The following is a 15172-nucleotide window of genomic DNA, read 5'->3' as shown; positions in this document are numbered from 1 at the left end:
ATTAACAAGTCATCCCCGCGCAGGCGGGGAACCAGAAAAATGCCAGCCTGATGGCTGGATTACTTCGTAAGTCGCTTTGCTCGTTTCCCGCCTTCGCGGGGATGACCATTCACTGGGTTTTGAACTGCCAACTACTTCTCAATCGATAAATCTCCACCTGAAGTATAGGAACGTACATGTCCACTTTACCATTGTCCGACCGCCAGACGCGCGTGCATGCGAAGCTACGCACGGTGCTCATGGACCTTTCCGGGTTCGATCTCCAGGAACTCGACAACGCCTCCACTTTTCTCGAACTCGGCTTCGATTCGCTGTTCCTGATCCAGTTCAGCCAGGCGATCAAGAAGCATTTCGGGGCGAAGATCTCGTTCCGGCAGCTGATCGAGGACGTCTCCACGCCGGTCGCGTTGATCGGCTTTCTGGATCAGAAGGTGTCGGATGACGTATTGCCGGCCGCCACGGCCGCTTCCAGCGCCCCGGAAGCCGGCGACGGTGCCTCGCGGGTGCTTACGCCGCCGGTATCGGCTCCCGTGGCCGCACCCGTCCCGGCCCCGGTAGCCACGGTGGCGCCTATGCCCGCGCCGATGCCAGTGGTCATGATGGCCCCGATGCAGGGCCCGGCGGCCGATGGCCTCAAGGGTATCATGCAGCAGCAGCTCCAGCTCATGTCGATGCAGCTGGCGATGCTGACGGGCGCGCCCGTCACGCCGACCCTCGCTCCAGTAGCCCTGGCGCCGGCTGTCGCCATGCCCGCCGAAGCGCCGGCCGCTCCGGCCGTTTCGATACCCGCCGAGCCGGCCCAGCCGGCCGCGAGAAAGGGCAAAGGCGAGAAACGCGAAACCGTCGACGAAGCGCTCATGCGCAAACGGTTCGGCCCGTACAAGCCCATCCAGAAAGGCAAAGACGGCGGCCTCACCCCGCGCCAGCAGCAACACCTGGACGCCCTGGTCGAGCGGCTGACGAAAAAGACCGCCGAGTCCAAGCGCCTCGCGCAGGCCTACCGCCAGTGCTTCGCGGACCCGCGCGGCATCGCCGGCTTCCGGCTCATGTGGAAGGAGATGGTCTACCAGATCACCACTGTCCGCTCCAAAGGCTCGAAGGTGTGGGACATCGACGGGAACGAGTACATCGACATCGCGATGGGCTTCGGGCTCAACCTGTTCGGCCACTCGCCGGACTTCATCACCGACGCCGTCGCCGAGCAGCTCCAGCTGGGTGTCGAGCTCGGGCCGCAGTCGCCGCTCGCCGGCGAGGTCGCCGAGACGCTTTGTGAACTCACCGGCTTCGACCGCGCCACCTTCTGCAACACGGGCTCCGAGGCCGTCATGGCGGCCATCCGGCTCGCCCGTCTCTACACCGGCAAAACCCGGTTCATTTTCTTCTCCGGCGCCTACCACGGCAACTTCGACCAGGTGCTCGCCCGCCCCCGGCCGAACGGTCAGGAAGGCGCCATCCCCGCCGCCCCGGGCGTGCCCTGGAGCGTCGCGGAGGACTGCATCGTGCTCGATTACAGCGACCCCCGCGCCCTCGATGTCGTCCGCGAGCGGCAGGATGAGATCGCCATGCTGCTTGTCGAGCCCGTACAAAGCTCCAAGCCGGACCTCCAGCCGCGCGAATTCCTCCACAAGCTTCGGGACCTCGCCACCGAACTGGACATCCCCCTCGTGTTCGACGAGGTGATCTCGGGCTTCCGCGCCTCGATGGGCGGTGCCCAGCAGTGGTTCGGGGTGAAGGGGGACATGGCCACTTACGGCAAGATCATCGGCGGCGGCATGCCCATGGGCGCCCTCGCCGGCGTCTCCCGCCTGATGGACGGCCTCGACAGCGGGATGTGGAACTACGGTGACAGCTCGGTGCCCGAGGCGGACATGACCTTCTTCGCCGGCACGTTCGTCCGCCACCCCCTCGCCCTCGCCGCCGCCAAGGCGGTGCTGGATAAGCTGAAGGCCGAGGGCCCGTCCCTCCAGGAGAACCTCACCCTGCGCACGAAACGCCTGGTCGACAACGTCAACGCCTTCCTCGACGAACGCGGCGTGCCTGTCCGCCTGCTCCAGTACTCGTCGCTATTCCGGTTCTCCTACGCGCAGGACATGGAGTACATCGACATGTTGTACTTCCACCTCCTCGACAAAGGCATCTTCACCCGCGGCTTCCTGGACAACTGCTTCCTGTCCACCGCCCACACCGCCGAAGACGAAGAACGGATCATCACGGCGCTCAAGGAGAGCATCATCGAACTGCAAGAAGGCGGCTTCCTGCCCGAGCCAGGCTCGATCGAACTCAAGGTAGGCGTGGGATCACCAAAGGAAGCCGTCGCGCCGGCTGAGCTCTCCGCCGGCGCACCGACCTCCTTCGTCCTCACCGAATCCCAGACCGAAGTCTGGCTCGCGACGCAGATCGGCCCCGAGGCCTCCTGCGCCTTCAATGAGCCGTTTTACGTCCGTCTAAAGGGCCCGCTGGACGTCGACCGCCTCCGCGATGCGATCAACACGACCTTCAGCCGGCACGAGGCGCTGCACCTGCGTTTTAGCCGCGACGGGCAGCACCAGCACATCGCCGCGCCGGCGCCCATCGACATCCCCCTGCACGATGTCAGCAGGAACCGGGAGGATGACCGCCAGCGCGCCTTCGAAGCCGCGCTGGCCCGCAATGCCACGACCCCGTTCAACCTCGAACAAGGCCCACTCGTCCGCGCCGATATCCTGCGGATGACCGACCAGGAACACCTGCTCCTGTTCGCCGCACACCACATCGTGTGCGACGGCTGGTCGTGGTCCGTCCTGATCCAGGAGATCGGCAAACGCTACAGCGCATCCATCCGTGGCGAGGCCTTCACGGCCCCCGACGCCGGCGCCTTCAGCGACTATGTCCGCGAAGAACTCGAGCAGCGGACGAGCGACGACCTGGAGGAGAGCTACGCCTACTGGGTGGAACAGTTTACGCCCCCGCCCCAGCCGCTCCAGCTGCCGACGGACCGGCCCCGGCCGGCGTTTAAATCGTCCTGCGGCGCCACCGTGCACCATGTGTTCGACCCGTCGGTGTATGTCGCTGCGAAAAAGATCGCGGCCGACCTCCAGGTGAGCCTCTTCAGCCTCACGATGGGCGTGTTCAACATCCTCATGGTCCGGCTTTCTGGGCAGGATGATGTCGTCGTGGCTATGCCCACGGCCGGCCAGCTGAATTATGGGGAAAATCACCTCGTCGGCCACTGCGTGAACCTGCTGCCGCTGCGTACGAAACTCGCCGGCGACATGCCGGTCCGCCAGTTTCTCAAACAGATGACAACCACCGTGCTCGACGCCTTCGAGCACAACGGTTGCACCCTGGGCGGCATCCTCCAGCGGATGACGCTGCCCCGCCACCCGGGACGCCTGCCGATCGCCGAAGTCCAGTTCAACCTGGACCGCGACGACCGCGGCGTCGCCCTCCACAATCTGACCGTCGAGATCCAGCAGGCCCCGCGCCATGCCGTCACGTTCGACCTGTTCTTCAACCTCAACGAGATGAAGAGCGGCTTTGTGGTGGACCTCGACTACAACGCCGACCTCTTCGACGCCTCGACGATGCAGCGCTGGATCAGCTATTTCGAAAGCCTGATCCTTAGCATCGCCCGCGACGCCGACACGCCGATCGCGCAGCTCCGCATGGCTTCGCCGGACGAGCAGCACCTCTACGAGGCCCAGCGCAACTCGACCCTCGCCGAGCTGCCCACCGCCACGGCGTTCCACGAGCTGTTCGAGGCCCAGGCCGTCGTCACGCCCGACAAGGTGGCCGTCCACTTCACCGAAACCGCCCTCACGTATCAGGAGCTGGACGAATACGCGAACCAGTTCGCCCGCTTCCTGCAGGGCATGGAGGTCGGGCCCGAGACGGTCGTCGGCGTCCACATGGAGCGCTCCGCCGGCATGGTCGTCGCCATGCTCGGCATCCTCAAGGCCGGCGGCGCTTACGTCCCGCTCGACCCCGCCTACCCGGCGTCTCGCCTGATGCACATGATCCAGGACTCGGGCATGGCCATCCTCCTAACGGAGAACGCGCTCCTCGAACAGTTGGACGCCGCCTCGTTCGGCCAGGGGCTCACGGTAGTGAGCATGGATGCCGAATGGGGCAAGATCAACAAACGCTCGAAGAATAAGCCGAAGGTCGATCTCACGGGCGATCACCTCGCCTACATCATCTACACCTCGGGCTCGACGGGCAAGCCGAAAGGCGTCGAGGTCAGCCACCGTGCGCTGGTGAACCTGCTGAGCGCCATGCAGGACGAACCGGGCATCGTCGATAGCGACGTGATGCTCAACGTCACCACGCTCAGTTTCGACATCGCGGCGCTCGAGCTCTTTCTGCCGATCATCGCCGGCGCGACGCTCGTCATCCTGTCCAAGGAGCAGTCGATGGACGGCCGGCAGCTCGCCGGCGCCATCGAGCAGCACCGGATTACGGTGATGCAGGCCACGCCGGCCACCTGGCGGATGCTCATCGAGTCCGGCTGGAAAGGCAAAGTCAACCTCAAGGCGCTCTGCGGAGGCGAAGCGCTCGCGCCGGCCCTGGCCCGCGAACTGCTCAGCCGCTGCGGGTCGCTCTGGAACATGTACGGCCCGACCGAGACGACCATCTGGTCGTCCGTGCACCGTGTGGCGCCGGCGGACAAGACGATATCGATTGGCCTGCCCATCGCGAACACGCAGTTTTACGTATTCGACGAGCATATGCAGACGGCGCCGATGGGCGCATCCGGCGAGCTCTATATCGGCGGCGCCGGCCTCGCCCGCGGCTACCGCAACCTCCCCGAGCTTACGGCCGAGCGCTTCATCGCCAACCCCGTCGCCGGCGACGGCTCGAAGCTCTACCGCACCGGCGACCTCGCCCGCATCCTACCCGACGGCACCTTCGAGTGCCTCGGCCGCACGGACGCCCAGGTGAAGGTCCGCGGCTTCCGCATCGAACTCGGGGAAATCGAGGCCAACATGCAGGAGCACCGGGGCGTCTCGGAAAGCGCTGTCGTCGTCCACGACCGCTCCGGCCTCGACCCCGTCCTGGCCGCCTACTACACGGTTTCCAGTGGGTCCGCCGTGGACGCGCAGGACCTTCGCCATTTCCTCCTGCAGCGGCTGCCGGCGTATATGGTGCCCACGCACCTCGTCCGCCTCGACGCCCTGCCCCACACGCCGAACGGCAAAGTGGATCGCAAGGCCCTGCCGGCGCCGGACGAAGCGCCAACGCCCCGATCGACCGCATTTGTGGCGCCGCAGACGCCGGCCGAACGCACGATCTCGGAGATCTGGACTCAGGTACTGGGCGTCGCCACCATCGGCACAGCCGACAACTTCTTCAACCTTGGCGGCCACTCGCTCCAGGCGACCCGCGTCATCGCCCGCTACCGCTCGGCGTTTGATGTCGAACTCCCGCTGCGGGCGTTTTTCGAGAAACCGACGATCGGCGAACAGGCCCTCGCCGTCATCGCCCTGCAGACCGACGACGACGAAGAGGACATCCTCAGCATGATCGAAGAACTGGAAGGGCTCACGGCCGCTGAAATCGCCGCGCAACTCAAAAAAGCCGACTGAGAATGCGCGAGGACATCCCCTCGGGATGTCCTCGCGCGGTTCCAGGTTCGGGGTGTAAGGTTCAAGGTGGGGTTCCCATTTAGATGGGCATACTCCTTGAGCCTTAAACCTTGAACCCCCAAACCCCCTATTCCTACCGACCATGAGCAAGCTCGAAGACGCCCTCAAACGGCTCACGCCCGAACAACGAGCGCTCCTGGAACGCAAGATCCAGGAAAAACGACAGGTTTCTTCGAGGACGGGCACGTTCATCGGGCGCAGGGCCAATGCCGCCGTCTTCCCGCTCTCGCCGGGTCAGCAACGGCTGCTCTTCCAGGAGCGTCTGATCCCGGGCACCTCGATGTTCAACATCATCGAGACGATGGACCTGCGCGGGCCGCTCAACGTGGGGGCGCTCGAACAGGCGATCGGGGCCATCGTCGACCGTCACAGCGTGCTCCGCTCTCGCTTCGCCTGGGAGAAATACAAGCCCTTCCAGTGGATCGAACCCGCCGGCGCGTACTCGTTGCCCTATCTCGACCTCAGCGATGCCCCGGAACACGAGGCCTACGAGGAGGCTCTCGACCTCGCGCGTCTCGATTACGCGCAGCCGTTCGACCTCGAGCACACCCCCCTCCTCCGCTGCCGGCTCATCAAGGTTGCCGCCCGACGCCACGTCCTCACCGTCACCATGCACCACGCCGTCAGCGACGGCTGGTCCTTCAACCTTTTCTTTAACGAACTCAGCGCGGCCTACGCCGCGGTGAAAGCCGGTGAGGCGATCGACCTCCCGGCGCTCGCCATCGACTACGCCGACTTTGCCCTCTGGCATGCGGAGTGGCTGCTCGAGGAAGACGCGGCCCGGCAACGCGCCTGGTGGGTCGATTATCTCGCCGGCGCCCCCGAACCGCTCCAGCTGCCTTCGGACCGCCAGGCGGCTCCTACCGTGTCGTTCGCCGCCGCCAGCCGCAACCGGATCGTTCCGCCGGCCCTCAGCGATGCCCTCCGGGCGCTCAGCGTCCGCGAGGAGGTGACGCCGTTTGTGCTGTTTCTGACAGCCCTCAAGGTGGCCCTTTTTCGGTTCACGGGGCAGCAGGATCTCATGGTCTGCGCCCCGCTCTCCGGCCGCCGGCGCGAGGAGCTGGAGGCGGTCATCGGGTATTTCAACAACATCCTCCCCATCCGCACGCGGATCGACCCGGCCGATTCGTTCGGCGCCATCGCCGGCCGCGTAGCTCGCAGCGTGGTCGACATCAACGACCGCCAGGAGATCCCCTTCCAACAACTGGTCGAGATTCCATCCGTCCGCCGCGTGCCGCTCACGCGGGCCTTTTTCACCTTCCAGGATGGCCTCTCGCGCGGCTTCAGCCTCCCCGGCATCGAGGCCCGAGTGGTCGACACGCCCACCGATAGCGCCAATTTCGACTTCACGCTGTATGTCGAACTCAGTGGCAACGATGTCGTGCTCCAGGCCGATTACCGGACCGAGCTCTTCAGCGCCGCCGCGATCGATCGCGTGCTCGACAACCTCATGCAGGTCCTCTCCTTCATGACGAAGAATTTCCAGCGCGCGGTGGGCGCCCTGCCGGCTTTTGACGCGCCGCCGGCGCTCGATGGCGAGGGGCCGACCGAAGAAGAAGCCGGCGACGGCGTCACCGGCCGCGCCAGTACCCGCGTCGCCCACGTAGAACTCGTCCCCGGCTCACTCACCCAGCCTCTCCCCGGCGGCGACTCCATCCCCCGCCACATCGACGCGCGCCGGCCCCTCGACCGTAAACCCGCGCCAGTTAATGAGATGGAGATCGTACTCACCCAGATCTGGGAGAAGGCCCTGGGCATCAACCCCATCGGGCCGAACGAGAACTTCTTCGAACTGGGCGGCCATTCGTTGCTTGCGGTGTCGATCTTCGACGAGATCCAGCAGCGATATCCGGATGCGAGTCTCCCGCTGGCCGTCATGCTCCAGTCGCCTACCATCGCCAGCCTCGCCGCACGGCTGCGGGGTGAGGGCGAAACGGGCTGGTCGCCGCTGGTCGTCATCCAGGCCGGCCGCTCCACGGCGCCGATCTTCTGCATCCACGGCGCCGGCGGCAACGTCCTTTTTTACCGCGATCTGGCCATCCACATGGGGCCAGATCAGGCCGTCTTCGGTCTCCAGTCCCAGGGGCTCGACGGCGAAATGCCGCTCCTACCGAGTGTCGAGGCGATGGCCGCACGCTACCTCCAGGAGATCGTGCGCGTCCAGCCGAACGGACCGTATTACCTCGTCGGATACTGCCTCGGCGGCACCATCGCCCTCGAAATCGCCCAGCAACTCCGCGCCCGCGGTCAGGAGGCGGACATCGTGGCGATGCTCGAAACGTACAACTGGATCAAAGCCGCACCTGATACGCTCGTGTCGCGCCTCCGCTACACGTACGAGAAATTCGAATTCCACCTGCGCAACTTCCTCCAGCTCTCCGGCCACGAGCGACAGCTGTTCCTGGATGAGAAAAAGGCCGAGCTCAAGCGCCGCCGGCGGGTCTGGATGGGTGCGTTATTCGGATGGATGCGCCCCGGCAAAAAATCCCGTAAGGCCGGCGCCGTCGACAATGCCGTGCTCGCGCGGGTCTGGGATGCCAACGACCGCGCCGCCGAAGCCTACCGCCCCAGCGCGCCTACCCGGGTCGCCTCATGCACTTCCGGGCGTGCAAGGAATACAGCGTCAACCGGCCCAGTGAGATGGTGTGGTATGCGATCGCGCGGGAAGTAGACACGCACATCATGCCGATCTACCCGGCCGGCATGCTCATCCCGCCGTTCGTGAAACAGGTGGCCCAGATCCTCCGCGCCGAGATCCACAAAACGCAGCAGGAACGGCGGCGTCATGCCGTCACGTCGCGCGCCGAACTCGGCCGCTGAGCATCGAAGCGTAGACGGCGCAGGTACGCGCGCCGATCGCCGGCCAGCCATATGTCGTGGCGCTCTCCGCCTGGGCCAGGGCTCCCATTTCCGCCAGCCGGCTCGGATCCGCCAGCGCCGCCAGCAGGCCTTCCGCGAGCCGCGGCGTCGAGCCGGCGTCGACCAGCAGCCCCGTTCGCCCGTCTTCGATGGTCTCTGGAAAGTCGCCGACGCGTGTCGCGAGCACCGCTTTTCCGAACGAGAACGCGAGGTGGACCAGCCCACTGTGGTAGATGTGCCGGTACGGCAACGCCACCAGATCCGCCGCGGTAAAATAGGTAGCCACCTCGTCGTTCGCGATAAACCGCCCATGGAAGACGATCCGCTCGGCCGCGGGATGTGCAGCGATCTGCTCGCGATAACGGACACCATCCGCCTCCGTGTGCGGCCGGCCGGCGACGACCAGCCACGCCCTCGGCTCGGCTGCGGCGACGGCCTCGAAGGCGTCCAGCAACAGGTCCAACCCTTTGTACGCACGGATATACCCGAAGAATAGAGTGACGATGGCATCCGCGGGCAGCCCCAGCGTCGCGCCGGCGTCGGCGCGGGTCGGCGTCGTGGCGGGCACGTGATGGTCGAAATTCCCGTGCGGGACGACGTGCACCTTTTCCTGCTCAACCCCGAACTGCTCCAACAACACGCGCCGGATGTAGTCCGAGTGGACAATAATCCGGTGCACGCTCCGGTACACGAGCCCTTTCAGCCACCGGTCTACCACCCCGTGTTCGTGGGGCACGATGTTGTGCGCGGTGTGCACGAGCGGCACGCCCAGTAACCGCAGCAACGCCACGAACAGGCTGTCTACGCGCTCGCGACGGAAGAACTGGAAATGCAGGACGCCGCCGGCGCGCTTCACCTGTTGCCCGAGACGCAGCACACGCAGCCAGTACCTGATGTAGGGCCATAGCTTCGAGGCCGCCGAGCCCCCGCCGGCCTTCGCCGGCGACCAGCCGTACATCGGGAAGGTGATCGGCAGCTCCGCCGTTCGCCCCTCGACGGTGATGAGGCGCACGTCGGCGCCGGCGGCCGCCAGGCCGTTGCACAGACACAGGCTGTAGTCGTTATCGACCAGGGCGTCCAGGACGACGATCGGCGCGCGGTGTTCAGGCATCAGGCACTCCCCGCGCCGCGCATCACACGGCTCAATTTACCTTTCGCGGTGGCCGCATGGCCGCCAAAAAACCGCACCGCGCTCCGCACCTCAGGCATCAGCAACCAGCACAACGCCGGGAAAAGCAGGAGGAGGACGAGGCGCAGCGCCAGATGGTCCCCGCCGGCCAGCTCATACAAACCGATCAACGCGGCCAGGATGAGGATGGGCTTCAGATAGGGCAGGATGGTCGCATGAATGCCGACTCTGGTCAGGTACCAGTGATTCATGACCTGCGACGCGATGCTCATCGCGAATAACGCGTACACGGCCCCCAGCTCCCCGAATTTCGGCAGGAAGTACAGGCAACCGACGACATTCAGCACGCTCGACACCAGATTCACCCGCACCGGCACCGACGCGTGGCCGGCGGCAACGATCGTATACCCCATCAGGCGAGACACCGTGTTGAGGCTGAAGTTGATCATCAGCAACGCAAACACGAGCGCCGCGCCCAGGTATTGCTCGGAAAAAAGCAGGATGACGATCTCCTCCCGAAAGACATACGTCACGGCCGACGCCATCGTCAGGCCGGCGGAGACGATCGCGAGCGCCCGGTTCATGAACTGCTCGGCCATCCGGGTCTTGCCTTCGCGAAGCAATTCGGACATGCTCGGGAAGTAGACCACGATCAGCGAATTAAACAGCCGGCCAAAGCCCTCGGGCACCTTCGACGCCACCTCGTATAGCGCCACGCTGACAGGCGTGAGCAGGCCGGCGATGAGCAACACGCTCGTCCGGTTGTAAGCGTATGTGAGGATGTCGTTGAAATAGAGCGGCGTCCCGAACCCCAAGATCGATCGAAACACCGCGCGGTCGCGCGGCACGGTCAACAGGGACCGCATCGGCACCCAGGCCAGCAGATGGAGGGTCGAGAGCCCGTAGGTGATGATCTCGATCCAGAGCAGATAGTCGATCACCAGCCAGTCCATCCACAAAAATACCCCGATGCTCGCCAGCCGCACGGCCGACGACACCACCTGCACGGCGGCGTACGGCCCGAAACGACGCTCGGCCTGCATGTAATGAAAAAGCAGTTCGCGGAGGCTGGCCAGGATGAAGATCGCCGGCACGAAGGCCAGATGCGGGCCCAGGTCGGCATCGAACAGGAGCGGCAGGTACCGATCGCCAAGCCAGGCGACGAGCGCCGTCACGATCGCGAGTTGCCCGCAACGAAGGAAAAAGATGGCGCTGAAGACCTGGCGCTTATCCGCCTCGATCTCGCCGGCCATGAACCTCACCATGGTCAGGTTGAGCCCCAGGCCGCTCAGGATCTGGAGACCGTGGCTGAGGATGATGATGAGCGAGTAGACGCCGAACGCCTCCTGCGGCATGTACCGCGCCAGCACCATGATGCTGACGAAGTGAAAGAGAATCGTCGCGAGCGTCCCGGAAGACGTCGAAGCCGAACCCCGTAGAAACCGCGATAGAAATTGTTTATCCATTCATGAACTCAGGTACTTGGCAAGAGACGCCACGTAGGGACACGAAACCTCGCGTCCCCGTCCTTGTCGCACATATCGTGTCTCACGAAGGCATCGAGGCTTCCTGCTCCCGCGAGGCAGGATCGGCCCGCAGCGTGAGCACGTGCCTGAGCCGGGCACGCTGTTCGGAGCGCAGGTAGTCGACAAAAGCGGTGGGTAGCGGTCGTTCGAACCGCCCGGCCGCGGCGCGCGCGTAGCCGGCGGCCTGGCACACCCCGAGCCCGACGCCGCGCAGGCTCCGCGCCTGGCCGGCACACCGGAATAGCTCGAAAAAGGGGTCGTAGCCGAGCACATACTCCTTCATACCGGACCGGTAGGCCGCCTGAAACACATTCCCTTTCGCCGTGCCGGTGCATCGGTAGTGGTGCGCTTTGACTTCGGGGAACGAGCGAACGGTCCACCCGTGTTGCCGGGCCATGATCTCGGCGACGGCATCGATCCCGCCACGTGGCAGCGGCGTGTAGCCTCCGATGGCGTCGTAACAGGACCGCCGGAAAAACTGGTAGGGCCCTCCGACGCTGTTGCGGGCGCAGTCGACCAGTACAAAGGCCCCATCGCAGAAGTCGAAGCGGATGCCACCGGCCAGCCCGAGGCGCGGGTTGCGCGCGAAGCGGAAGAGCATCTGCTCGTAATAATCTGCCGGCAACTCGATGTCCGCGTCCAGATTGCCCACAAAATCGTGCGGGGCCTCGCGGGCCTGTTCGTAGCCGGCGCGAAACGCAAGCACCTTCGAACCGAAGTTGCGCTCCTTGTCGGCTTCTCGGCGCAACAGCGTGATAAACGGGTAACGCGCGGCAAAGGAGGAAACGATGGCGTCCGTGGCATCGGTCGAGCCATCGCTCACGATGACCCATCGGGCGGGGAGAACCGTCTGGTTGACGACGGATGTGAGCGTTTTTTCAATGTAGGCGGCTTCATTGCGGGCCGGCGTTACCAGTACGTACGACATGGTGTCTGGAGGTAGCGATGTACGATGAACGAAGGATGTGGGCCCTTACGATTCAACGGGTGGCGGCGCCTCGTGGTGCGGATACGCGGGGCCGGCGCGAGGCGTCTTTAGACCGCCCTCGCGGAGGGCATCCGTATGGAGAGCCAGATAGGAAAACAGGAAGAGAAAGTGGCCGATATGCCTCGGCCTGAAGAAGAGCGATTCTTGTAGATTAAACACGAGAATGGCGATCACAAGCCAGAACCAGACCTGGCGTGTGCGCACACGCGCCACGCCTCGAAAATAGCCGGCGATCATCCCCAACAATAATACAAACCCGATGAGGCCGGTCTGATTGTATACATCCAGATAACCCTGATGAGCCTGATTCGGTATCCAGATAAATTGCTGAAACAGCCGCGTCAGATGCGGGCCGTCCATCACCCAGAAGGCGCCGAATCCCCACCCCTGCCACATCCGATCCAGGGTCATGGCCAGGACGGCTTCCCACAAATCCACCCGCCCCGTGAACGTCATATCTTTCCCAAAAACCCCGAATAGGGCTGCCAGGAAATCCGGCGTAAAGATAAATACAAATAGTGCCAGCGTTACGCCTGTCACCGTCACAATGGTCGTATACACAACCGCTACCTTACGGCTGCCGCTGAGCGCCCCGAGCCGTACGAGCAACCCGACAATCAGCAAAAAAGCGCATACCAGGAAGGACGTGGTGCTCCGTGCTCCTACCAGAGCGACGATCGATAATACGAGCAACACATAATGCAACGCGTTCTGTATTCGGCCTCTGTTATAGGCCACAACCGACATCAAGATGACAATACTAAACAGGGAGATCTGCCCGAGGTTGTTCTTCGTGGGCGCCAGGCCGCTCCAGGCCGGAAATTCCCACTGGATCGCTCCCTGGGGATAGATGATTACCGACGCGACGGTGAGCACGATATAGACGCCGGCGACGATCCATAAATACCGCAACGCGTCGCTCGACCACCGCGCGCGCAGTAGAAACGCAAGGCATATGATTGATTCACCAAGCACCGCCACCGACCGCTTGAGGGTGACCACCGGGTAATCCGACCACGCCATACTCACCACGACCCAGCCCAGGAACAGCGCCAGAAATTTCTCCTGCCCCACGACATCGACTACCTGCCGAAGTTTACCCCACAGGGAAATAAATGAAAGCAAAAAAAGAAGCGACAGGGATTGATTGAGGATATTGGAGGTCGGCACGACCTGATCCTGCAGCGAAACGTCGAACGGCCGCTCCGTCCCGAAAAAGATAAAAACCAGGTAAACGAAGAAGCCCGACCGAGCCATCAGGTCCAGTACCTGCTCGCGGCGAACGGATACTCCGCGGAATGGTATGGCGATCTCGTGATCCAATGGTTGGTAAGCGTTGAAGGACACGCGAAGGCTGGATTAAGGGATACCGGGTAATGGGATATAGGCCGTTTTCCCCTTATCTGACCAGAATACGTACGGCCTGTTGGGTCCGGCTCAACCATTCGGTCATTCCGGCCAGGGTTTTTGGCGTAATGTGTGGCCCCGTCTTGGCCACACGTTTACTGGAACACGCGACGAAATACGAACCCTCTCACTGATCACTACCTCCTCTCACCACTCGAATAGCCTACTATTTGCATGAATCGCATCAAGAATTTACTGCCAAGATGTATGTATTGGCGAACCTTGAAATTACAGAAACAGGTTGGCGTCGTCATGCAAAACAACGCTTGCCATAGGTATACTCGACCGCGTCTGTAACGAGTGGTTCGTCACCAGTTTGCGTATATGGATCAAGTGAACGTTCATCTTTTTCTCGCCGGCGGCCTGCACTGTAAAGCGCTTTATTTTCATCTATTTCGTTTGATAACGAGCTTACCGCGTCGGGCATGATTGAGATCGGTTGACCGTCGGACGTTACCCATCACACGGGGAAGACCATGCCACCTATCACAGGCCAGGTCCTCCTCGGATTTACCATTCGTTTGTATCCTTTAAACTGACAAATCAATGATGTGACGAACCCGATTATCTCACCATGGTCTAACCAGTCATCAAGGCAGAGTATTTACATTTCAACATATAAAGAACTATTTTACCATCAGTCACATTCACATAACCTCGCATAGTTATCATGGCAACCGCAACCCCGAAACTGAAGATCAGCACCACTACCATTGAAGCGATGGAGAAAGACCTGAAGGGCTCGAATGGGAAGAAGCCCGGACGGAAGAATCCGCTGTACGACGAGATCATTGAGAAGGCGATGAAACTGGACGACAAGACGATCTTCGTGGAGTTGTCCATCCCGCAGCGCACGGGCCTGCTGGGCAAGCTCAAAAAGATGGATCTGCTTGTTAGCCGTAAAGCGCCCAATCGGCCGCTGCAGGCCAAGTTCAAAATTGTGGATCGCGACGCAAACGGTAAGCCGAAGACGGTCCGGATTTACCTCCTGAAGAACGACAGCTACAAGGAATAATCCCGCTCAACGCGCCGTGGCGCGTGCGGCGATCGCCAGTGCGCCGACCATCGGCGCATTGCCTTCGAACGAAGAGCCGACGATGCGCGGAGCAAACGGTAAGGCCCGCGCCACCTGCCGTTCGATGCGTTGTTGTACCAGTGGCTCGTGCTGGGCGATGCTACCGCCCAGCACGAGTACCTCCGGATTAAGCACCGCGGCTATCGCGATGGCCGTCTGCGCCAGGTAGTCCGCCGCACGCTGTACGAGCCAGCCGGCGTGTTCATTCCGTTCACGCGCCGCCGCGAACACATCAATGGCCGTCGCGTCCGTATTGCCCGTGTGAAGCGCCCAATATTTTGCGAGGCCCACGCCGGCCGCCGTCAGTTCCAGGCAGCCGTTCGGCCGCCAGTCTCCATCCAGATGTGCGGGGTCGGGGACAAAAAACCCCATCTCACCCGCCGAATGCCGGAAGCCCCGGAGCACCTGCCCCTGCACCACAAACCCGGCGGCGACACCGGTGCTGACCGTCAGATACGCCAACGAGTGGGCGCCGGCGCCCACGCCGTAGAAGTACTCGGCCAGCGCGGCGGCGTTGACGTCGTTTTCGATATACGCCTCGATGCCGAGGCCCGAAGCCAGCAG

General features: G+C 63.1%; 10 protein-coding genes. 4 read left to right on the top strand and 6 right to left on the bottom strand.

Going from position 1 to position 15172, the window contains the following annotated elements; all coding sequences use genetic code 11:
- Positions 1-176: 176 nt before the first annotated feature.
- From SH809_11235 to SH809_11225, 3 genes are all read left to right on the top strand, one after another.
- Positions 177-5564 carry an amino acid adenylation domain-containing protein gene (locus SH809_11235; protein MDZ4700270.1) on the top strand — a complete coding sequence of 1796 codons (5388 nt, stop codon included), beginning with the start codon at positions 177-179 and terminating at the stop codon, positions 5562-5564.
- 142 nt (positions 5565-5706) lie between these two features.
- A complete protein-coding gene (locus tag SH809_11230; protein ID MDZ4700269.1) occupies positions 5707-8295 on the top strand; it encodes a condensation domain-containing protein in 2589 nt (862 codons plus the stop codon).
- Between the two features lie 11 nt (positions 8296-8306).
- Positions 8307-8444 (top strand): hypothetical protein, encoded by a 138-nt coding sequence (locus tag SH809_11225; GenBank protein MDZ4700268.1) that lies wholly within the window; start codon positions 8307-8309, stop codon positions 8442-8444.
- Here SH809_11225 and SH809_11220 read toward each other — a convergent pair.
- The 5 genes from SH809_11220 to SH809_11200 form a co-directional block, all read right to left on the bottom strand.
- The gene (locus SH809_11220) at positions 8416-9594 is read right to left on the bottom strand and encodes a glycosyltransferase family 4 protein (protein ID MDZ4700267.1); all 1179 of its coding nucleotides are present in this window, start codon (positions 9592-9594) and stop codon (positions 8416-8418) included. The two genes, SH809_11225 and SH809_11220, sit on opposite strands and share 29 nt — an antisense overlap.
- Positions 9594-11078: an oligosaccharide flippase family protein gene (locus tag SH809_11215; protein MDZ4700266.1), complete on the bottom strand. Its 1485-nt coding sequence runs from the start codon at positions 11076-11078 to the stop codon at positions 9594-9596. Before SH809_11215 ends, SH809_11220 begins: the two co-directional genes overlap by 1 nt.
- 82 nt (positions 11079-11160) lie before the next feature.
- Entirely contained in the window at positions 11161-12066 is a 906-nt protein-coding gene (locus SH809_11210; protein MDZ4700265.1) for a glycosyltransferase family A protein, read from the bottom strand.
- A gap of 45 nt (positions 12067-12111) precedes the next feature.
- Positions 12112-13449, bottom strand: coding sequence for an O-antigen ligase family protein (locus SH809_11205; protein MDZ4700264.1), 1338 nt, complete (start codon positions 13447-13449; stop codon positions 12112-12114).
- Positions 13450-13783: 334 nt separating this feature from the next.
- A complete protein-coding gene (locus tag SH809_11200; protein ID MDZ4700263.1) occupies positions 13784-13960 on the bottom strand; it encodes a hypothetical protein in 177 nt (58 codons plus the stop codon).
- Between the two features lie 243 nt (positions 13961-14203).
- Between SH809_11200 and SH809_11195 the strand changes: the two genes are divergently transcribed.
- Positions 14204-14548 carry a hypothetical protein gene (locus SH809_11195; protein MDZ4700262.1) on the top strand — a complete coding sequence of 115 codons (345 nt, stop codon included), beginning with the start codon at positions 14204-14206 and terminating at the stop codon, positions 14546-14548.
- A 6-nt stretch (positions 14549-14554) separates the two neighbouring features.
- Here SH809_11195 and SH809_11190 read toward each other — a convergent pair.
- On the bottom strand, positions 14555-15172 hold a 618-nt coding region (locus tag SH809_11190), incomplete at its 5' end, for an ROK family protein (protein ID MDZ4700261.1).

The organism is Rhodothermales bacterium, from assembly GCA_034439735.1.
In the GTDB taxonomy this organism is placed as follows: Bacteria; Bacteroidota; Rhodothermia; order Rhodothermales; family JAHQVL01; genus JAWKNW01.
The sequence above is the reverse complement of the archived record's forward strand: the minus strand, read 5'-3'. Positions and strand labels throughout refer to the sequence as shown.